Here is a 25,794-nt window from a genome sequence, read left to right as displayed (position 1 = left end):
CCTCTTCCGTCGCTTCGGATTCGGAGGTGCCAGCTTCTGTGGCGCTCGACTCCGACTTCGACCTGGGGCGGACCGCGCTGCTCGAGATCACCTCGGCCGAGTCCATCGGCGACCCCGCGGGATCGATCGACAGCGGCGAAGGCGTGACCACGGTCTACTTCGAAACGCTGCTCTCGGGCTACCCGGGCTGGCGTTGGACCGTGAGCATCGCCCATCTCGAGGACACTCCGGCGAGCGTGCTCGAGACGGAACTCACTCCGGGTGACGATGCCCTGCTGTCGCCGGCGTGGGTGCCGTGGGTGGATCGCCTCGCCGACTACACCGCTGCCCAGGACACGGCGGTGGAGGATGACGAGTCCAACGACGAGCTCGACGACGATGATGACGATGACGAGTCGGATGAGTCCGATGACGACGAATCGGACGACGAGGATTCAGAGGACGACGAGTCCGACGATGATGATGACGACGACGACCTCGGGAGTGACGTGCTTCACGGCGGCGACCTCGACGGCGTCGACATCGACGACCTCGACGAGACGGACGACGACACCGACACCGACCTCGACGAGACGGACGACGACGAAGCCGACGACGAATCAGACGACGACGATCCAGACCTCGACGATCTCGACGATCCCGAGGACGAGCACGAGCGCTCCGTCTGACCGAACCGACCTACTTCGGCCGCTTCGCCGCGTAGATCAGGCCGGCGAGCCCGAGGAGGATTCCGACGGCGCAGGTCCAGAGGATGGGGCCGTTGCCGGAGTCGCTCAGCGGCCGCAGGAAGAGCAGCACGATGATGGTGGCGACCACCCAGATCGCCAGCCCCACCAGCAGCGGGCGGCGGTCATCCGTCTTCACCGGCACGGGGTCGGGGCGGCGTTCGGAGTCCTTCAGGAAGAGCCGCATGCTCAGCTGTTCTCCACGACGAACTCGATGGAGGAGACGAGGGCCCGCACGTCATCCGGCTCGATCGCGGTGAAGGTGGCGACGCGCAACTGGTTGCGACCGAGCTTGCGGTAGGGCTCCGTGTCGACGATGCCGTTGGCGCGAAGGGTCTTCGCGATGGTGGCCGCGTCGATGCTGTCTGCGAAGTCGATGGTGACGACGACCTGCGAACGGTGGTCGGGGTTAGTGACGAAGGGCGTGGCATAGGTCGACGCCTCTGCCCAGTCGTACAGCACCGCGGACGACTCCCTGGTGCGGGCATCCGCCCAGGCCAGTCCGCCGTTGCCGTTGATCCAGTCGATCTGGTTCTCCATGAGCAGCAGGGTCGAGAGTGCCGGGGTGTTGAGAGTCTGCTTGAGGCGGGAGTTGTCCACCGCGTTCTTGAGGCTGAGGAACTCCGGGATCCAGCGCTCGCTCGCCGCGATGCTCTCCACCCGCTCTATCGCGGCGGGGGAGAAGAGGCCGAACCACAGGCCGCCGTCCGAGGCGAAGTTCTTCTGCGGCGCGAAGTAATAGACGTCGGTCTCGGATGCCTCGAAGTCGATGCCGCCGGCCGCGCTCGTCGCGTCCACCACCGTGAGGGCGCCCGGGTCTCCGGCGGCGCGGATGACCGGGGCCATCACTCCCGTGGAGGTCTCGTTGTGCGGCCAGGCGTAGACGTCGATGCCGGCGGTGATCTCGATCTCGCTGCGGGATCCGGCGGGCGCATCGATCACGATCGGCGCCTTGAGGAATGGGGCGCCCGCGGCCTGCGCGAACTTGGAGCCGAACTCGCCGAAGGTGAGGTTCTGGCTGCGCTTCTGGATGAGCGAGAACGCGGCAGCATCCCAGAATGCGGTAGATCCGCCGTTGCCGATGACGACCTCATAGCCGTCGGGAAGGCGGAAGAGCTGCGACAGCCCGGACTGCACCCGGCCGACGAGGTCCTTGACCGGTGCCTGGCGATGGGACGTCCCGAGGATGTTCGCCCCCGTGCTTGAAAGGTGAGCCAGCTGTTCCGCCCGCACCTTGGACGGGCCGCAGCCGAATCGTCCGTCGGCGGGCAGGAGGGACGAGGGAATGGTCAATTGCGGCATGGGGCCAATTCTATGGGAGCGGTTTCGGCACGGAATGCCGGGGCTGTGGCGCAGGTTAGGCTTACCTGAGAAGCGAGCAGCGTTAGGAGGCGACGATGGCCGATCTCATTGACACCACTGAGATGTACCTCCGCACGATCTACGAGCTCGAGGAAGAGAACATCTTCCCTCTTCGCGCGCGCATCAGCGAGCGACTCGGCCATTCCGGGCCGACTGTCTCGCAGACGATCGGCCGCATGGAGCGCGACGGTCTCGTTGTCGTCGAGGGCGACCGCCACCTGGCCCTCACAGCGGAGGGTCGCAGCAAGGCCGTGCATGTCATGCGCAAGCATCGCCTCGCCGAGCGCCTGCTGGCCGATGTCATCGGCCTTGACTGGGCTCTCGTTCACGAGGAAGCATGTCGCTGGGAGCATGTGATGAGCGAGTCGGTGGAGCGCCGCATCATCGAGCTTCTCGAGCACCCCACACACTCCCCGTATGGCAACCCGATCCCGGGTCTCGACGAGCTGGGCGATCACGCGGTCGGCCAGTTCTCCGACGGCGTGGTGAACATTGTTAACTACACGCTCGGTGCGGTCGGACCGATCGCGGGCGTCATCCGTCGCCTCGGTGAGCCGGTGCAGTACGAGGTGGAACTGCTCGAGCAGTTGCGCACGGCCGGTGTGCTGCCGGGCGCGAAGGCGAGCTTCACCGCCGTCGGTTCCTACGTGCTCGTGCAGGTGGAGGGCCACGAGGATGGCCTCGAGTTGCCCACCGAGGTCGCCATCCACGTCTACGTGGGAATCTAACAACGCGTTAACGCTTCGTTTCGGCGCGTGCCGTGCCTTCGATTGCGCGTATTTTCTGGGTTACGCTGGGTTTCTTGCACTTCTGAGAGTCGTTTTCGAAAAGAGCCCGATGTCACAGTCACGAGCCATCCAATCCGTGGATGCGCGCGCGTACTTTTTCATACGGCCCTGCTGTCAGCAACGGGTGGGCTTCCACGCGGGTAATCATCAGGCACTGTCTCACTGACAGTGCCTTTTTGTTTGCCCGAAACCGCCTGCTGCCCGCGTTCGACCACGACGCCCAGAACGCACGGTGCATCGATCTGCCTGGAAGCCGTCCAGGCATTTTGAAAGGATGACAATGCGCACGCTGGTCCTCAATGCGGGCTTCGAGCCCCTCGCCGTTGTGTCGTTCAAGCGAGCGCTGGTGCTCGTGATGAACCAGAAGGCGACGATCGTCGCGGCGGATGCCGGGCATCCGGTCTGGGCGGCATCCGGTTCCTACGATCGCCCATCTGTCATCTTGTTGACACGCTACGTGCGCATCCCGAATAGCCGACTGATTCCGGTGTCGCGTCGCGGTGTGCTGCGTCGCGATGGACAGCGCTGCGGATACTGCGGGGGAGCCGCCAACACGATCGACCACGTACTGCCGCGCTCGCGTGGGGGTGCCGACAGCTGGGAGAACCTCGTGGCGTGCTGCCTGAAGTGCAACAACGTGAAGGGCGACCGCACGCCAGCCGAGATGAACTGGACCCTGCGCGTGCGCCCGAAGCCGCCCCACGGCACGGCCTGGCTGGTGCGCGGGGTCGAGCGTGCTGAGGCCGAGTGGGAAGAGTTCCTGCCCGCGGCGTAGTCCCGCTGGGCGAGGAGGTCATCTGCCGCCGTATCGAGCCCCTGTCGTATCGAGCCGCTGTCGTATCGAGCCGCGCCGTTTCGAGCCCCTGCCGTTTCGTCGCCATCCGTAACCTTTTCGACGGCGCGAACGATTACAGATTCGAGGGCTCAGAATTTTGTGGGGGCCGCACTGTCGCAAGAGTAAGGGATTCGGATATGTCTTTCATCACCGCGCTGATCAGCAGCAAGATCGCCCTCGGGGCGCTCGGCGTTGCGGTCGTTGCTGCCGGCGGAACCGCAGCAGTCGCCGTCACCGCTCACCTGCCCGAGGCTTCGCAGGGCATCGTCCACACCGCCAGCGCGACGCCGGACCCCACGGAGTCCGCAACTGTCCCGAGCACCGAGACCGTCGATTCAACGGATGCACCCACGCCCGTCTCCTCCACCTCGTCACCGACCGGTCCGGATGCCACCGGCGCGGCCGCGTTCGGGCTCTGCACCGCCTTCACCCATGGAGGCCTCGCCGCGAAGTCGACCGCGTATGGTTCGTTGGTCACCGCGGCGTCGGGGGCCGAGAACATCGCCTCGTACTGTGACACGGTTGTCGCTCCCGGAAAGGCGGCCTCACATCGGGCAAACGACTCGTCGTCGACGCCCGAGGCAGGGGACACGTCATCCGCTCCCGAGTCAGAGGACTCCACTTCGCACAGCGCAGTGGCCCCGGCCGTTCCGGCGCAGCCCAGCCACGCGGCGACGGGTGCGAACCACAAGAAGTCCGGTCGCCCGTAACATCTGCATGGAGCCGAAGGGTCGTCTGGTAACAGGCGCCTTTTCGGTGGGTCGGCGTGATCTGCGGCCGTGCAAGCGACCGTAAGGAGAACGGTGGTAGGAAGCGGTGATTCGAATCCCGACGCGCGTCTGCTCTTCACCGTCGCCTATCGTCAGCACGCAGCGGCTGTCAGAGGCTACTTGCGATCCCAAGGACTCGACGATCCCGAAGCGGTCACGCAGGATGTCTTTCTCGCCCTCTTTCCGCGGCTGGCCGACATCAGCGGTGGGGCAGAAGGCCTTCGTTCGCTTCTGTTCAGCATTGCCCACGCGCGTGTCGTCGATCATCATCGGCGACGCAGCGCGTCCCCGAGCCTCTCGGAATACGACCCGGAGAGCGACCGGCGCACAACACATTCGGCCGAGGATGTCGCACTGGCATCCCACTCAGACGTGGAGATCCTCCTTCACTCTCTGCCAGACGACTATCGGGAGGTGCTCGCATTGAGAATCATCGCCGACCTCTCTCTTGAAGCCACCGCCCAGATCATGGGTAGGTCCACCGGCGCGGTGAAGCAACTCCAGAGACGCGCGCTCGGTGTCCTTCGAACCCAATTGACGATGAATTCGGCGGGTACATCATGACAAACGCTTCCATCGACGACCTGCTTTCGCAGTCGGGGTTTGACGACCAGGCTAATCTTCGAGCGTTGCTCGGCGAGATCGAGGCGCTCGGAGCCGGCGACGCTCCAGAGCCCTCTGCCGAGGTGCTCGCTCTCATGGTGCTGACGACCGGAGTGCAGCAGCGCAGCTTTCGCGCGCGGCATCGCACGCCGATCATCATTGCGGCTGTTGTTGCGTCGTTGGGCATGGGTGCCACCGCTGCCGCGGCCGCGGTCCCGGAGGTGCGCCACGCAGCCCAAAACGTGATCGAGGCGGTCATCCACGCCGTTGCGCCAGATTCGGGCGCCAAGTCGGCACCCTCCGGAGTGCCGTCCCACCAGGACGGTCCTGTTCCCTCGACCCAATCGTCCGATTCGCATGGGCAGGGTACGAGCACCACGACGAAGTCGGTGCCCGAAACAAAATCCACCAACGCGCCGTCGTCGCCGCCGAGGGCGACCGTCGTGCCGGCGAATCCGCACGCGACTGCAGCACCCGTCGCACCTCCCGCGAAGGGTCTCACCACAGAGCACACGCCCCCGGCGCGGCCGCACGCTCCGTGACGAGACAGGCAGGCTGCAACCTACCCGACTAAACTCGATCCGCCAGCCTCTGTAGCTCAATGGAAGAGCAGTTCCGTCCTAAGGAAACGGTTGGGGGTTCGAGTCCCTCCAGGGGCACCTCGAATCCACCAACTAAATAGCTGGTCAGAGGCCTATTTCTAATCCCGAACTCGTCGGTAGGTGCGGTTTCACTCACCTCGCTCCGGTCGATCTTTTCAGGGGCACTTACCCTGGGGCACCGGATCGATCCGGCGCTCAAGCGAGAAGCTTGACCGCCTCACGGATGCTGGAGGCGTACTGGTAGATGTCGTCCAGCGAGTCGATTTCGTGGCGCGTTTCGACCTTGTCGGCGTCGAACAGCCCCAGATACTTCTTAGCCTTGCCGTTGAAGTGGAGTCGGGCGATGGGCTTCCGGTTGTTGTCATCCAGGAGGATAGCGAAGTAGGACTTCGAGTCGCGATGCACCACCCGCTGCGGCTTCACTTCGCTGCACGCGATCGCCTTGATGATCTGGTAGCCCTCGAGCTCTTCGGGGGTGGTCTCGATCTCAGTGTCGCGATCGAGATCCTCCTGCACGGCAACGTGACTGGTCACGGCCTCCTCTTGCGCGCCGGATTCGACTGCCGAGAAGTTGTTGCCACCGAGAGCCACTTTCAACCGGTCGTTGACTTGATCGTTGAGGAACTGCTTCGTCGCCTTGGTGACCAGGGTTGTGAACTGCACGCGAACGCGCTGGGTGAATGTACCGTCGTAAACCCGAGTGGTGAAGAAACGGATCCACTCGTCTTCTGGCTCCTTGAACTGCGCAGCAATGGTGCGCTTGATCTGGCCGATGTACTTGAGCTCCCCAGCGGCGTTGATGATCGAGTCGAGGTCGAACACGTCTTTGGTGAGTTTGCGAAGTTCGGGGATCAGCGACTCGTCAATGTCGAGGAGGTCCAGCACGAGGAACGGTTTGTCGTCCATGCGGTTGGGGGCATCGAGGTCCGTGTAGAACTGGTAGGTCTCACCATTCGTTAGAACCGCGATGCGGGCGTTCGTCACGGCGAAGTAGCGGTAGAGCTGCGACGCGTTCTCAATCTTCAATGGCTCGCTCGACTTCTTGCATTCAATGAGCATCTGCACTTCGCCGTCTCGCATGATGGCGTAGTCGATCTTCTCGCCCTTCTTGATTCCGACGTCGGCTGTGAACTCCGGGACCACCTCGAGCGGATTGAACACGTCGTAGCCAAGGATGTTGGAAATGAAGGGCATCACGAAGGCGTTCTTTGTGGCCTCCTCCGTTTGGATGGCCTCACGCTGGTTCTTCACCTTTAGCGCCATTGCTGTGAGCAGCTCTTCAAATTCCACGATTCCTCCATTGTGAACATTCCTAACAAAACAGTATCGAGAAGATGACGGAATGTCGTCCGCACCACGACTGCGTGCCGTCCGTCGAACCATTGGCCGCAAGCAATGACGGTGGCCGATTGCTCCATACGCACATTGGAGCGGCCCCACTTCCCGAACTGGGGTAGCTGGATACCCGCTCGCCCCTGTCATACGCTCGCGGACTCGGCTAGCTTCGAAAGGTCGCAGGGGGCGGCGTGACCGGGGGAAACGATGTCAGATCTGCGCGCGCGCGTTCCTGCTCAGTCTTTAATGCAGCGCACGCTCCAGCTCCATTCAGCTGGCCAGGAGACACCGAGCGGACAATCGCGCCCCTGGTACGTCGGTGCCCTCGGCGAGATTGCGGTGGCGGGACTTCTCAGTTTGCTTGGACCGGAGTGGACAGTGCTTCACTCAGTTCCGATCGGGAACGGTGACACGGACATCGATCATGTCGTCATCGGGCCGCCCGGCGTCTTTACGATCAACACCAAGAACCACTCGGGTCAGGAGGTGTGGATCGGGGGTCACGGGCTATTCGTCTCCGGGAAGACCACGCGCTATATCTATGCCGCGATCGATGAGGCCACCGCAGCAGAGAAGCGACTCTCGGCCGCTTCTGATCTGACCGTTCCCATTTCTCCTGTCATTGTGCTGCTAAGCCCAGGGGTGCGTACCGTCAAGGCCGAGCCTGAGGGCGGCGTCAGGGTTGTGTCCGACGCAGAACTTCTGGACATCCTTTGCGGCCGTCCGGTCTTCAGCACGGAGCAGGTCGCCCAGATTGTGAGGGCAGCGATCAAACCCGAGACCTGGCACGACAATCCGCGCACTGAGTTGGATGGGTCTTCCGTGGCTATCCAGTTCAACGCGATCATGGCGCGGGACGCGCAGGCCGCCCTCTCTGCTGCAGCTGGTTCCAACACGAACAACGCGGCAAGAGCCTCCGCCCCGGCCAGGGCGCCTTGGCGCACCCCGTCGCGATCAGCGGCATCTCCGCGTCGGTCTGGATCCGGTAGCCGTCGAAGGGCTAAGAAGTCATCAACAGGGGAGGCACTGGTCAAACTGATCGTGCTGGGCGTCGCGCTATTGATCTTCTATGTCGGTGTACTTCCGGCCATGCAAGCAGCCGGACACCATTGAATATTCGACCGACTTCGAGCGACCCAAACGGGATGATTGCGGAGTGACCCTGTATCCGCACCCAATTAACCGGATTGCATACGCAGCCCCCATCCTGGTCCTGGGTGGGCTTGCGTTTGTGTCCGCCTATCCAACTTGGCTCATTGCGCCCACCCTGATCGCGGGTGTCGTTCTCGGCCTGCGCGGCTTTCGGATGAGCGTCACCTGCACAGATTCCGCTCTTGTTGTGCGCGGAATGTTCATGACGCGAACCATCCCGAGGACGGCGATAACATCTATTCCCGATAATGCGTGTCTAGTACCGCATGTGAACTGGCGGGACGAGAGGGGAAGAAGCCGATGGAGCCCCATTTTGGTATTCGCCGTTGGTCAGCGCGAACTGCCCTTCTTCGGCCGGCCCAAGATCGCACAACTCGCGAAGGTCCGGAAATGGTCTCGCGGTAGGTAGGTGCCAGTTCCATCACACCCCTGACGGGCAGCCCAACCGACAACAAGGGCAGCGCTTACCAATACTTACGACAACAACTATCTGTAAGCTGATGGCATGCGGATACCTGATGCGACCAGCGAGGCGGCTCCGGGCTGGCCCGCGATCACATTCGAGGAGCTCCCGTGGCGAAGCGCCGCAGACGAGGGGCAGTCGCGGCGCGCTGCCCTCAAGGCGCGCGGACCGTACGAAGCGGCCGTCCCGCCGTTCATCGCGAGCCTGCCGCTTCCGCACCTCGACGATGAAACCGCCGCCGCCGCCGAGGATTCTGTCTCGGCGCTGGGGCGATTCGACGGCGAGGTGGGCGCGGTCGCGGCGCCATTCTCGGCCATCCTGCTGCGAAGCGAAAGCGCCGCGAGCTCCGAGATCGAGCAGCTGACCGCGACCGCGAAGAACATCGCGCTGGCCGAACTCGGACGAGGAGGCGGCACGAACTCCCGCGCCATCGTCGGGAACGTCCGCGCGATGGAGGCGGCGATCGACATGGCAAACGAGCTGGATGCCTCGAGCATCATCGCCATGCAGGCCGAGATCCTGCGTGACGACCAGCCCGAGCACACGGGCGGATGGCGCGAGCAGCAGGTCTGGATCGGCGGGGGATACGCGAACAGCCCGCACACGGCCTCCTTCGTCCCGCCCCACCACGAGCGGGTAGCCGCCCTCATGGAGGACCTCGTCGCCTTCGCGACACGCTTGGACCTGCCTGCCTTCGCCCAGATCGCGATCGCGCACGCCCAGTTCGAGACGGTGCATCCGTTTCCCGACGGCAACGGCCGCACCGGCCGCGCGCTCATCCAGGCGATGCTGCACCGGTCGGGGGTGACCCGAAACGTGACCGTGCCGGTCTCGGCCGGGCTGCTTCGAGACACCGGGGGCTACTTCGACGCCCTGACGGCCTATCGGTCAGGGGATGTCGCCCCGATCATCCGCGGGCTGGCGGAGGCGTCGCTGGCGGCCGTCGTGAACGGGCGACACCTGGTCGCGGACCTGACGGATGTCCGCGCCGGCTGGGAGCGGATCGCGTCCGCACGCGCGGGAAGCGCCGGGCGCCGCCTGTTGGATGTGCTGCAGCGGCAGCCGATCATCGACGCGAAGCTCGCCTCCGATGCGCTCGGGATCAGTGCCCGCAACGCGCAGGGCGGAATCGATCGTCTGGTCGAGGATGGCATCCTGCACAAGATCGGATCCGCCGAGCGCAATCGCGCCTACGAGGCGCGGGAGGTGCTCATCGCCCTGGACGAGTTCGCTGCCAGGGCGAAGCGCCGTCGGGCAGGTTGAGTGAAACCAGCGCCCAATCTGGTCAGAAATCGAGAGTTGGGCAGCTGCGACTTAGCTTTCCGACACGGGCGACAGCAGGAAGGGCGTTGTGCGCTCTTCAAAGAGCGCGGTGGACGCAGGTGGCCATCGAAAGAACGATAGCTTGATGCGATGAACGTAGACGATTTGGCGAATGCGGTAGTTCCATCACGAACGACACTGTTATTCGGCGCTGGCGCCTCTATTCCGTCGGGCGGCCCTAGTGGATCCCAACTTGCACGCACAATTGCAAAGCTGCTATCGCCGGAGCCAGAAGGTGATGACCTCGCGGAAATCGGACAAATCGTTGAAAACCGAAAAGGTCGCGCTGCTCTTGTGGCTGCCGTCAGAAAGACCCTTGAAGGGATAGCGCCGACCGCCGGCCTCTTGGCGCTTCCAGATTTTGACTGGCTTTCCATCTATACGACGAACTTCGACACCCTTGTCGAACAGGCATATCAGGCCAAAGCTCGAGGTCTTGAGGTGTATCGGTCAAACTTCGATGTTACTCATCCCCGCGATGGACGGACCCCCCTTTACAAGATTCATGGTTGCGTTACTCAAGATGTGGCGGACGGCCACAAGAGCCGAATGCTCATTACCGAGAGCGACTACGACGACTTTGAGCAATACCGTCAAACTCTTTTTAACTCGCTCGTTCAGGACATGTTCACGAGCGACACCGTCATTGTCGGCCAGTCTCTCAGCGACAGGCATTTAAAGGACCTAGCCAAACGAGTTGTAGGGCTGAGGCCTCAAGGGGTCGCGACTCGTGTCTTTCTCATGGTTCACGATTACTCGGCAGACAGGGCCGAACTGTACACACGCCTCGGAATTGAAGTGGTGCACGGGGCACTGGACGATCTCCTTAGAGCGCTCATGCGAGCAGGCAAGACTGCCCAATCAGTCGCCTATTCGACGTCGACCGACGCGGGAATCCTGACGTCCGAGCTTGTTCTGTCGACCATCGATGTTCATCACGCTGCCGGCCTGACGCCCAATGTCGCGAGGTTGTTTAACGGGGCACCGGCCACTTACGCCGATGTTCGAGGCGGATTCACCATTTCGCGAGTAGCTCAATACCGGCTGGAGGAGGCCTTCAAGGGGGCGCGCGGATTCTTCATCGTGCTTGAAGGAGCGCGTGGGGTGGGCAAGACGAGCCTTGCCAGAGCTTTGATGCTGGCACTATCCGATCGGGGGCTCGCATGTTGGGAGCACCAATCGGACCAAGCTTTTTCGGTTGATTCTTGGCTCGGGGTCGAAAGCCGTCTGCGGCTTTCGGGTTCCGAGGGAGTCCTTCTTGTGGACGACTGTTCGAGGCACCTAGCGCAGGTGAACCGTCTAGTCGACAAGCTGAGCGCGCTTGACCGCCCGCACCTGCGCGTTGTGGTGACGGCGGACGCAGCCAAATGGAAGGTTTCGGTGAAGTCGCAGGGATTCTTCTCACGGGGCACCTTGCTGCGCCTTTCCGTGCTCGAGCGCGGTGACCTCGACGAAATGGTAGGTCTCGTCGATCGACGCCCCGAAATCAAAGCCCTTGTCGAACAGAGCTTCCTCGCACTGGGCCGCGCCGAACGAGTCTCGCGTCTTCGGGACAAGTGCAGTGCCGAGATGTTCGTGTGTCTCAAGAACATATTTGCGAATGACAGCCTGGACGACATCTTGCTGCAGGAGTATTTTTCGCTCGCGCCTGAACCGCAAGATGTCTATCGCTACGTTGCTGCTGTCCAGGCTTTGGGCGGTCATGTACATCGTCAACTCATCATGCGGGTCCTCGGCATAAGCGCCACGGGACTCGACAGTCTGCTCGGGCAACTCGAGGGAATCGTATTTGAACAAGTAATCGATACGCGACAGGGGATCTACGGGTGGCAAACCCGCCACGACGTGATCGCGTCGATTATCGCAAAGCTAAAGTTCGCTGACCAAGCGGAATTGGAGCAACTCCTGCTGAACTTGATCGATGGGTTGAACCCGTCAGTTCGCCTTGAACTCGAAACCGCGATCGCCATTGCCACCGAAGAGGGCGGCATCCAGCGGATTACCAATTTCGACACTCAGGTCAGCCTCTATCGGCGGCTGATTAACACGATCCCCGCCCACAAGACTCCTCGACGGCGGCTGGTGCGGCTCTACCTTGACAAAGATCTGCTCCCGGAAGCGACCCAGGAGATCCTTTCGTCGGAAAGGGCTGTCGGCCAAGACCCGGTGCTTATGCGGTACAAGGGTCAAGTTGGGCTGAGGAAGGCGGAAGGGATGAAGCAGGTCGAGGAATCCGATCGCAAGGCAATGCTCTTGGACGCCGAAAACATTATTCGGCGGTGCATTGACAAGTATGGACGTGATCTTTATAGCTACGTAACGCTTGGACAAATCGGTCTAGCTCTTGCTCGTCGATTCGGCGACTTTCGCGCCGCAGACGACGCGATCGAGTACCTAATCGAGTACGAAGTGGTTAACGGAGATCCACAAATCCAGCAGCGGCGTCGCGAACTCCAAGACTCTTTGCGACGTTTCGAGACTCCCTGGGATGGTGTGAGCGCGATCGAATTAGAAGACGCTGCCGGGACGCTTGATGCCAGTTTGATCGCGGAGTAGCTTGCCCACATTTTGCCCACACTTGACGAAAATTGGACCACAACCTGTAGTGCCGTGGTAATCCAAAATCACCGAAATCCCGGGGGTTTTGCCCGAAATCGCGACCATATCTAGGGCGGAATTAGAGTTCGAGTCCCTCCAGGGGCACCTTAGACGTGCGACTAACGCGAGCTGCGGACCAGCGTCTTCATTCCGCGCCCGGCGCCGAGCTCGCGAATGGCCTCCTCGACGTGCTCGAGTTCGACGATGTCGATCCACGACATCGCGGAGTCGTAGAGGCCGTCAGACATCGCTTCGATGACATCGCGATAGTCGTCAGGGGAGTAGACCTCGGAGTTTCGGATCGTGCGACCAGCTGAGAGCTGGTTGCGCGTGAGCTGATAGGGCTTCTCGTAGACGGCCACGACTACCATTCGGCCGTTGACGGCGAGGCAGCGCATGGCGTCAGGGAAGGCGGCCGTCGAACCGGCCGCGTCGATGACGGCATCGACGCCGCGTCCGCGAGTGAGGGATCGAACGCGCTCGGGCAGGTCCTCGGAGGTCGGGTCTATGACGTGAGCGACGCCGAGTGTGTGCAGAAGTTCGCGGCGAGATCTACTCGGCTCGGAGAAGATGACCATCTCGATGCCGCGGGCGCGGGCCGCGTAACAGGCGCCGAGACCGATGGGGCCACCGCCAACAACGAGAACACACTCGGAGGATTCGAGTTGCGCGACCGCGACGCTGTGCCACGCGACAGCCATCGGCTCGACGAGTGCTCCGAGGGTGAGGTCGACCGAGCGAGGCAGTACGAAGCACTGCTCGGCAGCCACGGAGGAGAACTCCGCCATTCCACCAGAGCGGCCTTGGATACCCTCGAACGCCATCAACTCGCAACCCGTGGTCTGTCCCGCCAGGCAGGGCTGGCACTTTCCACACCAGTTGTACGGGAAGACGGCGACGTTGTCGCCGACAGCGACGGATCTCACGCCGGCCCCGACCTCGGCGACGGTGCCGGAGAACTCATGGCCGAGGATCTGCGGCCAGGTCGCGCCGGTGAGCGGAGCCGGCTGATGGAAATCGCTGCCGAACGACTCTGGCGCGAAGAACAGGTGAAGGTCCGTCCCGCAGATACCGGCGAAGGCGTTCCGGATGAGGACCGAGCCTGGGGTCGCGCACGGGCGATCGACCGTCTCGAGCCGCACATCCTCGGCGCCGTGGATGCGGATCGCTCTCATCGTTTCTCGCACTCTCATGCCGCGTTTCTCGGCGGGTGAATCACCGAGGGCTCTCGTCACAATTCGGCACTGTGCGTTGTGGCGCCGAGCTTGCGGGACAGGTCCTCCGCGGCGGCGGCCACATAGTGCCCGAGGTTTTCCAGGCGTTCACCGATCCGCCCCTTTGGTGCGCTCACATTGATCGCCGCGACAATCCGCCCATTGAGGTCCCGCACCGGGGCCGACGCACCGACGACTCCCAATTCCAGCTCCTCATCCAAGGTCGCGAATCCTCGCGAACGAATCCGGGACAGCTCCTCACACAGGCTCTCGAAATCGTTCACGATTGCCTTGTCTTCTGGAGGAACAGGCAACACCGAGAAGCCGGCTCCGGCCATGACGGGGTCAGTGGGCCCGACGATGGGCAGGTCGCGCCCATGCTCGTCGTACCAGCGGGCGAGGGAAATGCGGTCCCAGTCGCTCAGCAGCACGCGCCCGGAGGGCGTCCGCCAGGCCGCGGTCGTCACGCCCTCCCATCCCGTCGTGCGGAACTCATGGGGACTGAGCTCGCTCAGAATCGTCAGCACGTTTCCGCCGCGCAGCACACAGAGGTGGGTCGTTTCGCGGGTTGAGAGCGCGACCTGCCGCAAGTGCGAACGCGCCTGAGACGCGAGGCGACTCTCCGTGGTTCGAGCCGCGAGCGCATACAACCGCGAGCCAAGCCGATACGTCAGTGTGGTCTCGTCCCGATCGAGCAGCCCAGCATCCGCCAACGTCGCCAGCGATCGCGATACGGCGGCCTTGTCCCGCCCGGTGAGTTGCGACACCCGAACGACTCCGAGACCGTGATTCTGTGCCGCTTCCGCCCCACCCAACAGCTCGAGGATCTCGACATCCCTGGTCAACCCCGACGTGTTCCGCCTCGGTTCCACTGCCTTAGCCATTTGCATACAGTAACCGGTGGTTGCCATATCAACAACACCTCTTGGCAAAGTGTCATCGCCTAGCTTTATGGTTAGTCCATTGAGCCCACTCAACGAAGAGAGGGGATGGTTCATGGACACTGGCTTCAGCTTCGATAATCTCGCGCTGTTTCTCAACGACCGGTGGAGCGAGATATTCGATCTCACTGTTCAGCACATCTCGGTCGTCGCGCTCTCGCTGATGATCGCGTTGATCGTCGGCGTGGCTATCGGCGTCGTGGTGTGGAATAAGCCCATACCGCGAGCCACGGCACTCGCGGCGGCGGGTATCGCAATCACCATCCCGTCACTTGCGCTCCTTGCGCTCCTGTCGCCCCTGCTCGGTTTGGGCTGGGGACCGACGATCGTCGCACTCGTCTTCTACTCGCTGCTTCCGATCATCCGGAACACCGTCGTCGGGCTGCGCGAAGTGCCGGCAGACGTGCTCGAGTCCGCTCGCGGGATGGGTATGAGCCGCACGAAGGTGATGCTCACGACGCAACTGCCCATCGCGTGGCCGGTCATCATCACGGGCGTGCGGGTGGCGGCGCAGCTCACCATCGGAATTGCCGCAATTGCCGCCTATGTGGCGGGGCCCGGTCTCGGGCAATACATCTTCACGGGGCTGTCTTCGGTCGGGTCTCGCAACGCGATCAACTACGCGCTGACCGGAACGGTCCTGATCATCATCCTCGCGCTCGTCGTCGACGGCGCGTTCATCCTCATCACCCGCTATACAACCTCGAGGGGTCTACGTGTCTGACATCACAAATACCGGATTTCTCACCGCGATCTCGCAGCAGTCGGGCGGTGTGAGCATCGAGCTCGATGCCGTCACCAAGGTCTACCCAGGGCAATCTGGTGCGGCCGTCGAGAACTTCTCGATGAGAATCGAACCGGGCGAACTCGTCGTGTTCGTCGGGCCGAGTGGCTGCGGGAAGACGACGACGATGAAGATGATCAATCGGATCATCGAACCCTCGTCCGGCAGCATCCGGATCGACGGAAAGGACGTGCTGTCGCTCGACCCGAACGCGTTGAGACGTCACATCGGCTACGTGATCCAGCAGATCGGGCTTTTTCCGCACCGGACTATCGCGGAGAACGTCGGTACCGTGCCGAAGATGCTGGGTTGGTCGAAGGACAAGGTGGCCGAACGCGTCGACGAGCTGCTTCGCACCGTGCAGTTGGACCCCGACTTGTTTGCCAAGCGGTATCCCAAGCAACTCTCTGGTGGCCAGCAGCAGCGGGCCGGTGTCGCTCGGGCGCTCGCTGCGAACCCGCCCGTGATGCTGATGGATGAGCCCTTCGGCGCCACTGATCCGATCACGCGCGAGAAGCTGCAAGCGGAGTTCCTGCGGCTGCAGGCCGAGCTCGGCAAGACGATCATCTTCGTCACCCACGACTTCGAAGAGGCCATTCGACTCGGCGATCGCATCGCGGTGATGAGTGAGCGCAGCAAGATAGAACAATTCGACACGCCCGCCCGGATTCTTGCGGCACCGGCCAATGAGTACGTCGCGTCCTTCATCGGGCAGGGCGCGGCGATAAAGCGGCTCACGCTCATCCCCGTGACGGATGCGAGACTCAAACCTGCTGTTGATGGTCTCCCCTCCATCCCTTCGGATCTGTCGATGCGGGATGCGCTCGACCTCTTGGTGCTGACCGGTAGCGAGGCGATCAACGTCGTCGATCGGGCGGGAGTGCCGATGGGGTCCCTCGACCATGCCTCCATCTCGAATCTCCTCGGGGGACCGTCGAAACTCGGGGCCCGAGAATGACAACAACGATGCCGGTGGAGGTGAACGCCGCACTGGACTCTCGCGCCAAGGACCGAAGATCGGTGATCGTCCGGCGCTCTGCGGCGCCGGTACTCGTCGCACTCTTACTGCTTTCGACATTCTTGTGGGTGTCGAGCCTGCAGCTCGACTCGATCGAACAGCGCACGCTGAACCCCGTCTACATCGCTGCGCGCATTCGTGAGCACCTTGTCTTGACTATCGTGGCTTCTGCGCTCGTCGCCGTGCTTGCGATCCCGGCGGGCATCCTCGTTCACCGCGTGCGTTCGAAAGTGTTCCGGAGCATCGTGCTCGTCGTCGGCAACATCGGGCAGGCGACACCCGCCGTCGGTGTGGTGATCCTCCTCGCGATCGTCTGGCAGACCGGATTCGCGACGGCGCTCGTCGCTCTCGTGGCCTACTCGTTTCTCCCGACGCTTCGAAACACGATGATCGGCCTCGCGCAGGTGAGCCCTGATGCGAGAGAAGCAGCGCGGGGGATGGGCATGACGCCCGGCCAGGTGTTGCGGCAGATCGAACTCCCGCTCGCGACACCCACCATCTTCGCTGGCCTGCGCACTTCGCTGGTCTTCGCTGTGGGCGTCGCGACGGTGGCGACCTTCATCAACGCGGGCGGCCTCGGCGACATGATCGTCAACGGCCTCAAGCTTCAGCGCTTTCCCGTGCTGCTCGTCGGATCAGTGCTGGTGGCGGCCATCGCCATCCTCATCGACTGGCTAGCCGGGATCGTCGAAGACATTGCCCGCCCCCGCGGGCTCTGAAAACCGAACAGCACAACCGCACCACAATCACACCTCTGCATCACCCGTCTCGCGGCGGTCCGTTGTCGTGCCCCGCGAACATCACGAAAGAAGGAAATCCATGATCACGAAGAAACATCTCTCGGTGGTGGCGATCGCTGCGGCGGCCGTCTTGCTGTTCAGCGGATGCGCCGGCTCCGGCGGCGCCGCATCAGGCGGCAAGGGCACGGAGCTGAAGGGCCTGACCGGCGATATCGGCTCGAAGGACTTCTCGGAGCAGTACATCCTTTCTCATCTCACCACCGACCTGCTCAACGCGCACGGTGCGAACGTGAAGGCGAACACGAAGCTGGTCGGATCATCGAATGTGCGACAGGCGCTCGTGAACAACCAATTCGTGGGCTATTGGGAGTACACCGGAACGGCCTGGATCACCTATCAGGGCAACACCAAGCCGATCACCGACCCTCAGGCCCAGTTCGACGCGGTGAAAAAGGCAGACGCAGCCAAAGGCATCGCCTGGCTGGACCCGGCACCGCTGAACAACACCTATGCATTCGCCGTTCTGTCGTCGAAGGCAGCGAAGTTGGGTGTGAAGAGCTTGAGCGATGTCGCGAAGCTCCCGCAGGCGGACCAGACGTTCTGCATCGAAAGCGAGTTCTCCACCCGTGACGACGGTTGGCCCGGCCTCAAGAAGGCCTATGGCATAACCGTTCCCGACTCGAACGTCAAACTTCTCGACACCGGCCTGATCTACACCGCGACGCAGAAGGGCCAGGACTGCAACTTCGGCGAAGTCTTCCAGACCGATGGTCGCATCCAGGCACTCAAGCTGACCGTGATGAAGGACGACAAGAAGTTCTTCCCGGTCTATCAGGGTGCATTCTCGATGCAGGATTCTCTCCTCAAGAAGTACCCTGCGATCTCGAGCATCATGGCGAAGCTTTCGCCATTGCTCACCACTGAGGAGATGCAGAAGCTGAATTCGCAGGTCGATGTCGACGGCCGTGATCCGGCGAAGGTCGCGGAGGAGTTCCTGAAGAGCAAGGGCCTCATCTGATGTCGGAGGCCACCGCACCGCAGATTGGCGAGAGCTTCGTGGGAGAGGGTGTGAATGCCGCGCACATCAACACCGTGCTCGGTGACCGTGGCGGTCCGACCGGCGTCGCTTGGGCTACAGCTCTTGCCTCCCCGAGTGCCGGACACGTGCCGTTCGTCGCGATCCTTCAGCCATCCCTGCCCGTCAAACCCATGACTCTGTTCGTGACCAAGTCGGCGCCCGTCGGCGACGTGCACGGGAATATGATCTGGGGCCCGGCGCAGGCCGGAGTGGCGGCCGGGGTTGCGGATGCGGTGGCCGACGGGGTCATTCCCGAGTCCTTCACCGAGACGGCCGCGCTCATCGCGGCCGTCTGGGTGAACCCCGGCGCTGACGACGCCGACGCGGTGTACCGCAACAACCGGTTGGCGACCGCCACCGCGCTGCGGAACGGGGCTACGGGCGAGCCGACGCTGGACCGCATCCTCGAGGCGCGTCACCGGCCAGCCAACCCTTTCTACACAGCCCCGGAATAGGGCCGACAACTCGACCGAATGCCTCACGAAAGAATGAACATGACAACACAAGGATTGCCGACGGTGGGATTCATCGGACTCGGCAGCATGGGTGCCGGGATGACCCGCAACCTTCAGCAGGCGGGCTACCCGCTGGTGGTCAACGATCTACGGCCCGAATCTGCGGAGCACCTGATCGCCGGGGGAGCGACGTGGGCCGACACGGCCGCCGAGGTTGCGACGAAGAGCGATCTGGTGATCACGATGCTGCCCACGCCGCGACATGTGGCCGATGCGGTGTCGGGCCAGGGTGGCGTGCTCGAGGGGATTGCCGACGGTGGGACATGGATCGATATGTCGACCTCGGTGCCCGAGGTAGCGAACACGGTTCGCGCCTCCGCCTCCTCGCGTGGGCTGCACATCCTCGACGCGCCGGTGAGCGGAATGTCGGTCGGGGCGGCGAGCGGGAGGCTGCAGATCTTCATCGGGGGTGACGCTGACGATGTCGAGCGGCTGCGCCCGGTGTTCGAAGCGATGGGTGACCCCGAGCGCATCCTGCACGTCGGCTCGCACGGCGCAGGCTACGCGGTGAAGCTCATGATCAACCAGCTCTGGTTCTCGCACCTCGTTGCTACGGCCGAAGTGATGGCGGTTGGGGTATCGGCGGGAGTCGACCTGGCTGTGCTGAGGAACGCACTGGTCGCCAGCCCCGCGAACAGCAACTTCGTGGAGCACGACGTGCTCTCCATCCTCGAGAACGGAGACTACGACGAAGGGTTCGCGCTTGCCCTCGCTTGCAAGGATCTCGGGCTGTCGGTAGATCTGGCGCGCTCGGTCGGCGTCTCGGTCGAGCTGTCGGCGATGGTCGAGCAGGTATTCCGCCGGGCACGGAACATCCACGGCGACCGGGCCGGCGAGATGACGCCGTTCCGGCTGTACGAAGACATGGTCGGCTCGCCGCTGCGTTTGGCGCCGGTCGACGAAGAGGCGGTGGCCTGATGACGACCGCGATCACCGTTACCGCGGCCGACGAGCAGCAGCTGCTTGGCCGAATCCGAACCGACCTCTACATCGACGGCCAGTGGCGAGCTGCCTCATCCGGCCGCACCTTCACGGTCACCGATCCATCGACAGGTGAGACGCTGGCCGAGGTGGCCGACGCCAGCCCGGAGGACGGGCAAGCAGCGCTGGATGCCGCGCACCGGGCTCAGCGCGGATGGGCGAAGACCCCGCCCCGCGTTCGTGCGGAGATCCTTCGGCGCGCCTTCGACCTGGTCACCGCCCGCGCCGACGAGTTTGCGTTGACGATGACGCTCGAGATGGGTAAGCCGCTCGCCGAGTCGCGAGGCGAGGTCGCCTACGGCGCGGAGTTCCTGCGGTGGTTCTCTGAGGAAGCGCCCCGCATCTCCGGCCGCTATTCGACTGCCCCGGACGGCGCCAACCGCCTCCTCGTCGTGAAGCGACCGGTCGGGCCGTGCCTCTTCATCACGCCGTGGAACTTCCCGCTCGCGATGGCCACGCGCAAGATCGCTCCGGCCATCGCGGCCGGGTGCACGATGGTACTGAAGCCTGCCGCACTCACACCGCTCACCGCACTGCTGCTGACGCAGGTGTTCGAGGAGGCCGGCCTTCCGCCGGGGGTGCTCAACCTGATTCCGACCACCAGCGCAGGCAAAGTCACCGCCCCGCTGATCAAAGACCCGCGGCTGCGCAAGCTGTCGTTCACCGGTTCGACCGAGGTGGGTCGACGACTGATCGCCGACTCGGCCGAGCAGGTGCTGCGCGTCTCGATGGAGCTCGGTGGGAACGCGCCGTTCATCGTGTTCGAGGATGCGGACATCCCGGCCGCCGTCGCCGGCGGCATCCTCGCCAAGATGCGCAACGGGGGAGAGGCGTGCGTCGCCGCCAACCGGTTCCTCGTCCACGAGTCGGTTGCCGAAGAGTTCACCACCGCTTTCGTCGAGCGGATGGCCGGATTCTCGGCCGCCCGCGGCACCGAACCGCAGTCGACGGTTGGGCCGCTCGTCGACGAGGCGACCCGAGAGAAGGTGTCGTCGCTCGTCGCCGGCGCAATCGAAGACGGTGCCCACGTCGCGCTCGGAGGGTCGAGCATCCCCGGCCCCGGATACTTCTACCAGCCGACAGTCCTGACGGGGGTGCCCGCGGGCGCGCGCATCCTCGACGAGGAGATCTTCGGACCTGTCGCGCCCATCACCACTTTCCGCACCGAAGCAGAAGCGATCACGCTCGCGAACGACACCCCCTTCGGGCTCGTCTGCTTCGCCTTCACCGCCGACCTCAACCGTGCGCTGCGTCTGGCCGAGGAACTCGACACGGGAATGCTCGGCATCAACGCCGGCGTCGTCTCCAACCCGGCCGCGCCGTTCGGCGGCGTCAAGCAGTCCGGGCTCGGCCGCGAGGGTGGCTTCGAGGGCATCGACGAGTACCTTGAGACCCGCTACGTCGGCATTGCCGACCCCTTCGTTTCGACTTCCGACACCGAGGACGATTGAGTATGGACATCACCGAATTCAGCACGGATTTCTTTTCGCTGAAAGGCAAGCGGGCGATCGTCACCGGCGGCAACTCCGGGCTCGGGCGGGCGTTCGTCGTCGCTCTTGCGGCAGCGGGAGCCGACGTCTTCGTGCCGAGCCTCGACGACGACGACGGCACGACCGCTCGGCTGGTCGACGAACGTGGGGGCCGCTACGAATTTCTCCAGGCTGACATCACGCAGAGCGGCGTGCCGGCGCAGGTCGTCGCGACCTGTGTCGACCGCCTCGGCGGTGTCGACATCCTGATCAATTCGGCCGGCATCTGCCTGCTCGATGACGTGATCGCGTTCGATCGCAGCAAGTGGGACCCGATGATTTCCGTCAACCTCACCGCGGCTTTCGACCTCGCCCACGAAGCAGGCAGGCTGATGATCGCGCAGGGCTCTGGCAAGATCGTGAACATCGCCTCCCTGTTCTCCTTCCTTGGCGGGCGGATGTCCCCCGCCTACGCCGCGACCAAGGCCGGCATCGTCGGCTTGACGAAGGCATACGCCGATGAGCTTGGTGAGCATGGCATCCAGGTCAATGCGCTCGCTCCCGGATACTTCGCAACCGCGATCACCGAACAGACCCGGGCGGACGCGGACACCAGCCGCCGCATCCTCGAACACATCCCGGCGAACCGCTGGGGAGACCCGGCCGACCTCATGGGTGCCTTGATCTTTTTGTCGAGCCGCGCATCCGACTACGTCAACGGCCACACGCTCGTGGTCGACGGCGGGTACCTCGTTCGCTGATCCTCCTCGATCCGATCACGCCCACCCCTCAACCTCAGCTCCAGGAGCAACAATGACCGCATCCCGATCACCCCTGACCCGTGAGCAGATCGTGTCGGCCGTCGCCGACCTTCTCGGCTCCGACCACCTCGACACCGATGAGACCGCGCTGCGCGAAGCCAGCGTCGATCGCTTCAAGAAGTACTCGGCGGCACACAGCATCTACGACGGGCCGTTCCCCTCTGTCATCGTCTACCCCCGGACCGCCCAGGAGGTGGCGGCGGTCCTGCGCTTTGCGAACGACAATCTCGTCGCCGTCGTGCCGCGAACCGGGCGTACCGCGACCGAGGGCGGCCTCGAGACAGTGGTTGCCGACTCCATCGTCCTCGACGGGTCGCGGATGAACGCGATCGTCTCGATCAACCCCGTCGACATGATGGCCACGGTCGAATGCGGAGTTCCGCTCCAGGTGCTGGAGGATCAACTGCGCACCCAGGGACTCACCACCGGCCACTCACCGCAGTCGAAGCCACTCGCGCAGTACGGCGGGCTGACGGCGACCCGCTCGATCGGACAGTTCTCGACCCTGTATGGCGGTATCGAAGACATGGTCATCGGGCTCGAGGCCGTCTTCCCCGATGGGACGATCAGCCGCATCAAGAACGTTCCTCGCCGCGCGGCCGGCCCCGACATCCGGCACATCGTCATCGGCAATGAGGGGGCGCTCTGCTTCATCACCGAGGTCACCATCAAGGTGTTCACCTACCAGCCCCAGAACAACAAGTTCTTCGGCTTCCTCCTCGACGACTTCGGACAGGGCGTCGATGCGCTCCGCGAGCTGATCACCTCCGGTTACCGCCCCTCAATCTGCCGCGTCTACTCGCCCGAGGATGCCCGCCAGCACTTCGCGCACTTCGCGAAGGATAAGAACGTGGTCGTGCTCATGGCGGAGGGCCCGGCCCCGATCGCCGAGGCAACGGCCGGTGCCATCGAAGAAGTATTCGCCTCCCGCCCGCACGAGCGTGTCGACTCGGCTCTCATCGAGGACTGGTTCAACCACCTGAACTGGGACCAGAGTTCCATCGACGCCGAGAAGGCGACGATGATCGCGGATGCGCACCTCGGTTACACCACGGAGGTCTCCATGGACTGGTCACGCGTGAACGACCTCTACGAGGCCGTCATGACGCGCGTGCGCTCGGAGTTCCCGAGGGCGGCCGACCTGACGATGCTCGGCGCGCACTCTTCGCACAGCTACCAGACGGGCACGAACCTGTACTTCGTCTACGACTACAACATCCACTGCGAACCACGCGACGAAATCACCGAGTACCATGAGCCGATCAACGCCCTCATTGTGGAGGAGTCGCTCCGGCTGGGAGGTTCGATGGTGCACCATCATGGCATCGGCAAGTACCGCACGGCCTGGACTGAGATCGAGCATGGGAGCGCCTACCCCATTCTGTTGAAGCTGAAGGCGGCGTTCGACCCGAATGGAGTCATGAACCCGGGCACCATCTTCCCCCTGGAGGCCTGAGCCGGTGGCGGCTGCTGATCCCTCACGGCAGTTTGTCGTCGCGATCGACAACGGTTCGCAGAGCACCAAGGTGTCGATCGTGGATGCGGAGGGGCGCATCCACGCGAACGCGCGCGTCGGCTTGCGCGCCTACCAGAGCCCCGAACCGGGCGAGGTGGTGCATCCGGACGACGACGTGTGGGACTCGATCGCGTCGGCCTGCCGGCTTGCGCTCTCGCGCTTTGCCGGTGATCCCTCGAAGATCGTTGCGGTCGGCCTCTGTACGATCCGATTCTGTCGCGCGATCCTCGCCGCTGACGGGCATCTCGTCGAGCCCATGCTCAGCTGGATGGACGCGCGGGTCGGGCTCCCCTACGAGCGGACGTCCGAAGAAGCCCGATACGTCACCACATCGTCTGGTTACATCACGCACCGTCTGACCGGCGCCTTCAGGGACACGTCGGCCAACTACCAAGGCATCTGGCCGATCGACGCGCGCACCTGGCGCTGGTCGACGGATGCGGCGGCCTACCGACAGACGGGTATGCCGCGGGAGCTGCTTTTCGACCTGGTCGACCCCGGTGACGCGCTCGGAACGGTGACGGATGCGGCGGCCAAGGCCACGGGATTGCCCGCCGGCATCACGGTCTACGCCACCGCGAACGACAAGGCCGTCGAAGCGCTTGGGGCCGGTCTTCGATCGGAATCGGAGCTGGTGCTCTCTCTCGGAACCTACGTCTCGTCCATGACCATCGGCTCGGAACCCCGCGAGTCCGACGCGTTCTGGGTGAACTTCGGATCGTCCCCCGGACAATTCCTCTACGAAAGCGAGGGGATCCGGCGCGGGATGTGGACGGTCAGCTGGTTCCGCTCCCTGCTCGAGTCCGAGACGAACGGGAGAGCATCCGAAGTCGACGGCGAGCATCTCTATAGACTCGAGGCCCGCCTGAACGCTGGTGCCGCGGATGTGCCACCCGGGAGCAATGGGTTGATGACGGTCCTCGACTGGCTGGCACCCGATCACGCGCCACACCGGCGTGGTGCGCTTCTCGGCTTCGACGGCAGCCAGGGCCGTTTCCACATCTACCGTTCAATTCTGGAGGGCCTCGCTTTCACGATGGCCGACCATGCCGCGGCGATGGAGTCCGCGCTCGACCGCCGCTTCGACACGGTGATCCTTTCGGGCGGCGGCGCACGATCGGACCTCATGGCGTCGATTGTCGCGAACGTCTTCGGCGTCGACGTCAAACGGGCAGAGGTCGACGACGCGGCCGGGATGGGTGCGGCGGTCTGTGCGGCAGTCGGCAGCGGTATGCATCCTTCCTGGGACGAGGCCGTGGCGCGGATGGTGCGACACGCGCCAGTCGTCTCGCCTTCCCTCCGCGGCGCAAGCGACTATCGCCGGTTTCATCGCGTGCACACAGAACTCCGAGCTCGATCGCATGACCTCTTCGAGTGGATGAATTCCCAACTCACCGACTGAGGTCGTCGAGACTGGCCGGACGGCAGCTCAGCGCACCGTGACCGCAGCGGTCTCGTGCAGTGGGCTCGCGGGGGAGGGCGACTCTCGGCCGGGTTCCTGGCCGCCGGCATCCAGCCGGAAGGGCGGATACACCTCCGTCATCAGCCCGACGAAGGCGACGACGCGGTAGGTCCAGCGGCTGAATCCCACCAAAAACTCGAACAGCGAGGTCGGGTAGCGCCCCGTGATGAGAAGGAAGACTCCCGCGATCACCACGAGCAGATTGAGCACCGAGTACCCGCCGACCGGATGCCCGCCCTGCCAGCTCGCATAGGCATCCCACGGGTAGAGCATGATGATGCCGACGAACGACCCAACCACGAGGAGGTGCGGAATGGCGAGCAGCCAGGCGACGAGCACGCGGGGGCGGGAGAGTCGCTCCGGGTAGTCGACGTCGAGGGTGGCGGGGTAGTCGGTGGCGGCGAGGGTGAATGGCGGATAGGCGTCGGTGCCGAGCGCCGCGTAGACGAAGAAGCCGACGCGCCAGTTCCAGCGCAGCACTCCCACGTTGAAGTCGAACAGGGCACGCGGATAGCGGCCGGTCGCGAGAATCGCGATCCCCGCGATCAGGCTCGTGATCACGAATGCCGCAGTGAGCACGACGAGGATCACGTAGTGCGGGATGGCCAGGAACATCTTGACGATCCACAGCCAGCGCGACAGGTGCGGGTCGAGGGTTGCTTCGAGTCGTAGCGGATAAGACATGGTTCTGCTCCTTCG

The 25,794-nt window shown here is 63.6% G+C and carries 25 protein-coding genes and 1 tRNA gene; 20 read left to right on the top strand and 6 right to left on the bottom strand.

Annotation, left to right across the window (positions count from 1 at the left end):
* The first annotated feature begins 26 nt into the window (after window positions 1-26).
* Window positions 27-668 carry a DUF3027 domain-containing protein gene (locus ABIB54_RS04305; protein WP_354574306.1) on the top strand — a complete coding sequence of 214 codons (642 nt, stop codon included), beginning with the start codon at window positions 27-29 and terminating at the stop codon, window positions 666-668.
* Window positions 669-678: 10 nt separating this feature from the next.
* Here ABIB54_RS04305 and ABIB54_RS04300 read toward each other — a convergent pair whose 3' ends face one another.
* Together ABIB54_RS04300 and serC are read right to left on the bottom strand one after the other, a co-directional pair.
* Entirely contained in the window at window positions 679-912 is a 234-nt protein-coding gene (locus ABIB54_RS04300; protein WP_354574305.1) for a DUF2530 domain-containing protein, read from the bottom strand.
* A gap of 2 nt (window positions 913-914) precedes the next feature.
* Window positions 915-2,027 carry a phosphoserine transaminase gene (gene serC / locus ABIB54_RS04295; RefSeq protein WP_354574304.1) on the bottom strand — a complete coding sequence of 371 codons (1,113 nt, stop codon included), beginning with the start codon at window positions 2,025-2,027 and terminating at the stop codon, window positions 915-917.
* Between the two features lie 95 nt (window positions 2,028-2,122).
* On the opposite strand from serC, the gene ABIB54_RS04290 reads away from it, so the two are divergent.
* The 6 genes from ABIB54_RS04290 (at window position 2,123) to ABIB54_RS04265 (ending at window position 5,742) form a co-directional block, all read left to right on the top strand.
* Window positions 2,123-2,815: an iron-dependent transcriptional repressor DtxR gene (locus ABIB54_RS04290; protein ID WP_354574303.1), complete on the top strand. Its 693-nt coding sequence runs from the start codon at window positions 2,123-2,125 to the stop codon at window positions 2,813-2,815.
* A 340-nt stretch (window positions 2,816-3,155) separates the two neighbouring features.
* Entirely contained in the window at window positions 3,156-3,650 is a 495-nt protein-coding gene (locus ABIB54_RS04285) for an HNH endonuclease (RefSeq protein ID WP_185201554.1), read from the top strand.
* A 197-nt stretch (window positions 3,651-3,847) separates the two neighbouring features.
* Window positions 3,848-4,420, top strand: coding sequence for a prolipoprotein diacylglyceryl transferase (locus ABIB54_RS04280; RefSeq protein WP_354574302.1), 573 nt, complete (start codon window positions 3,848-3,850; stop codon window positions 4,418-4,420).
* 69 nt (window positions 4,421-4,489) lie between these two features.
* Window positions 4,490-5,044, top strand: coding sequence for an RNA polymerase sigma factor (locus ABIB54_RS04275; protein ID WP_354574301.1), 555 nt, complete (start codon window positions 4,490-4,492; stop codon window positions 5,042-5,044).
* Entirely contained in the window at window positions 5,041-5,625 is a 585-nt protein-coding gene (locus ABIB54_RS04270; RefSeq protein WP_354574300.1) for a hypothetical protein, read from the top strand. The genes ABIB54_RS04275 and ABIB54_RS04270 overlap by 4 nt, the downstream gene beginning before the upstream one ends.
* A 45-nt stretch (window positions 5,626-5,670) precedes the next feature.
* Window positions 5,671-5,742, top strand: a tRNA-Arg gene (locus ABIB54_RS04265).
* A 138-nt stretch (window positions 5,743-5,880) separates the two neighbouring features.
* On the opposite strand, the gene ABIB54_RS04260 is transcribed toward ABIB54_RS04265, so the two are convergent.
* On the bottom strand, window positions 5,881-6,975 hold the full coding sequence (locus ABIB54_RS04260; protein ID WP_354574299.1) for a type I restriction endonuclease: 1,095 nt from the start codon (window positions 6,973-6,975) through the stop codon (window positions 5,881-5,883).
* A 252-nt stretch (window positions 6,976-7,227) separates the two neighbouring features.
* Here ABIB54_RS04260 and ABIB54_RS04255 point away from each other — a divergent pair, with 252 nt between their 5' ends.
* The 3 genes from ABIB54_RS04255 (at window position 7,228) to ABIB54_RS04245 (ending at window position 12,514) form a co-directional block, all read left to right on the top strand.
* The gene (locus ABIB54_RS04255; RefSeq protein WP_354574298.1) at window positions 7,228-8,133 is read left to right on the top strand and encodes a nuclease-related domain-containing protein; all 906 of its coding nucleotides are present in this window, start codon (window positions 7,228-7,230) and stop codon (window positions 8,131-8,133) included.
* Window positions 8,134-8,677: 544 nt separating this feature from the next.
* Window positions 8,678-9,898 (top strand): Fic family protein, encoded by a 1,221-nt coding sequence (locus tag ABIB54_RS04250; protein ID WP_354574297.1) that lies wholly within the window; start codon window positions 8,678-8,680, stop codon window positions 9,896-9,898.
* Window positions 9,899-10,048: 150 nt separating this feature from the next.
* Entirely contained in the window at window positions 10,049-12,514 is a 2,466-nt protein-coding gene (locus ABIB54_RS04245) for an SIR2 family protein (RefSeq protein ID WP_354574296.1), read from the top strand.
* A 161-nt stretch (window positions 12,515-12,675) separates the two neighbouring features.
* Here the strand turns inward: ABIB54_RS04245 and ABIB54_RS04240 are convergent, their stop codons facing one another.
* Together ABIB54_RS04240 and ABIB54_RS04235 are read right to left on the bottom strand one after the other, a co-directional pair.
* The gene (locus ABIB54_RS04240; RefSeq protein WP_354574295.1) at window positions 12,676-13,749 is read right to left on the bottom strand and encodes a zinc-binding dehydrogenase; all 1,074 of its coding nucleotides are present in this window, start codon (window positions 13,747-13,749) and stop codon (window positions 12,676-12,678) included.
* Window positions 13,750-13,787: 38 nt separating this feature from the next.
* Window positions 13,788-14,654 carry an IclR family transcriptional regulator gene (locus ABIB54_RS04235; RefSeq protein WP_354574294.1) on the bottom strand — a complete coding sequence of 289 codons (867 nt, stop codon included), beginning with the start codon at window positions 14,652-14,654 and terminating at the stop codon, window positions 13,788-13,790.
* Between the two features lie 112 nt (window positions 14,655-14,766).
* Between ABIB54_RS04235 and ABIB54_RS04230 the strand changes: the two genes are divergently transcribed.
* The 10 genes from ABIB54_RS04230 (at window position 14,767) to ABIB54_RS04185 (ending at window position 25,035) form a co-directional block, all read left to right on the top strand.
* A complete protein-coding gene (locus ABIB54_RS04230) occupies window positions 14,767-15,435 on the top strand; it encodes an ABC transporter permease (protein ID WP_354574293.1) in 669 nt (222 codons plus the stop codon).
* Window positions 15,428-16,453 carry an ABC transporter ATP-binding protein gene (locus ABIB54_RS04225; RefSeq protein ID WP_354574292.1) on the top strand — a complete coding sequence of 342 codons (1,026 nt, stop codon included), beginning with the start codon at window positions 15,428-15,430 and terminating at the stop codon, window positions 16,451-16,453. The genes ABIB54_RS04230 and ABIB54_RS04225 overlap by 8 nt, the downstream gene beginning before the upstream one ends.
* Window positions 16,450-17,232: an ABC transporter permease gene (locus ABIB54_RS04220; protein ID WP_354574291.1), complete on the top strand. Its 783-nt coding sequence runs from the start codon at window positions 16,450-16,452 to the stop codon at window positions 17,230-17,232. The genes ABIB54_RS04225 and ABIB54_RS04220 overlap by 4 nt, the downstream gene beginning before the upstream one ends.
* 100 nt (window positions 17,233-17,332) lie before the next feature.
* Complete coding sequence (locus ABIB54_RS04215; RefSeq protein ID WP_354574290.1) at window positions 17,333-18,271, top strand: glycine betaine ABC transporter substrate-binding protein; 939 nt, start codon at window positions 17,333-17,335, stop codon at window positions 18,269-18,271.
* Window positions 18,271-18,786, top strand: coding sequence for a formaldehyde-activating enzyme (fae, locus tag ABIB54_RS04210; RefSeq protein ID WP_354574289.1), 516 nt, complete (start codon window positions 18,271-18,273; stop codon window positions 18,784-18,786). Before ABIB54_RS04215 ends, fae begins: the two co-directional genes overlap by 1 nt.
* 39 nt (window positions 18,787-18,825) lie before the next feature.
* Window positions 18,826-19,764: an NAD(P)-dependent oxidoreductase gene (locus ABIB54_RS04205; protein ID WP_354574288.1), complete on the top strand. Its 939-nt coding sequence runs from the start codon at window positions 18,826-18,828 to the stop codon at window positions 19,762-19,764.
* Complete coding sequence (locus ABIB54_RS04200) at window positions 19,764-21,278, top strand: NAD-dependent succinate-semialdehyde dehydrogenase (protein ID WP_354574287.1); 1,515 nt, start codon at window positions 19,764-19,766, stop codon at window positions 21,276-21,278. The genes ABIB54_RS04205 and ABIB54_RS04200 overlap by 1 nt, the downstream gene beginning before the upstream one ends.
* 2 nt (window positions 21,279-21,280) lie before the next feature.
* A complete protein-coding gene (locus ABIB54_RS04195) occupies window positions 21,281-22,057 on the top strand; it encodes an SDR family oxidoreductase (protein ID WP_354574286.1) in 777 nt (258 codons plus the stop codon).
* A gap of 52 nt (window positions 22,058-22,109) precedes the next feature.
* Window positions 22,110-23,573, top strand: coding sequence for an FAD-binding oxidoreductase (locus ABIB54_RS04190; RefSeq protein WP_354574285.1), 1,464 nt, complete (start codon window positions 22,110-22,112; stop codon window positions 23,571-23,573).
* 4 nt (window positions 23,574-23,577) lie between these two features.
* On the top strand, window positions 23,578-25,035 hold the full coding sequence (locus ABIB54_RS04185; protein ID WP_354574284.1) for an FGGY-family carbohydrate kinase: 1,458 nt from the start codon (window positions 23,578-23,580) through the stop codon (window positions 25,033-25,035).
* Window positions 25,036-25,062: 27 nt separating this feature from the next.
* Here ABIB54_RS04185 and ABIB54_RS04180 read toward each other — a convergent pair whose 3' ends face one another.
* Window positions 25,063-25,779 carry a DUF4389 domain-containing protein gene (locus ABIB54_RS04180; protein WP_354574283.1) on the bottom strand — a complete coding sequence of 239 codons (717 nt, stop codon included), beginning with the start codon at window positions 25,777-25,779 and terminating at the stop codon, window positions 25,063-25,065.
* Between the last annotated feature and the right edge of the window lie 15 nt (window positions 25,780-25,794).

Source organism: Frigoribacterium sp. UYMn621 (assembly GCF_040549525.1).
Taxonomy (GTDB): domain Bacteria; phylum Actinomycetota; class Actinomycetes; order Actinomycetales; family Microbacteriaceae; genus Lacisediminihabitans.
Note: the sequence above shows the minus strand (reverse complement) of the source record. Positions and strands in the feature narration are given on the sequence as shown.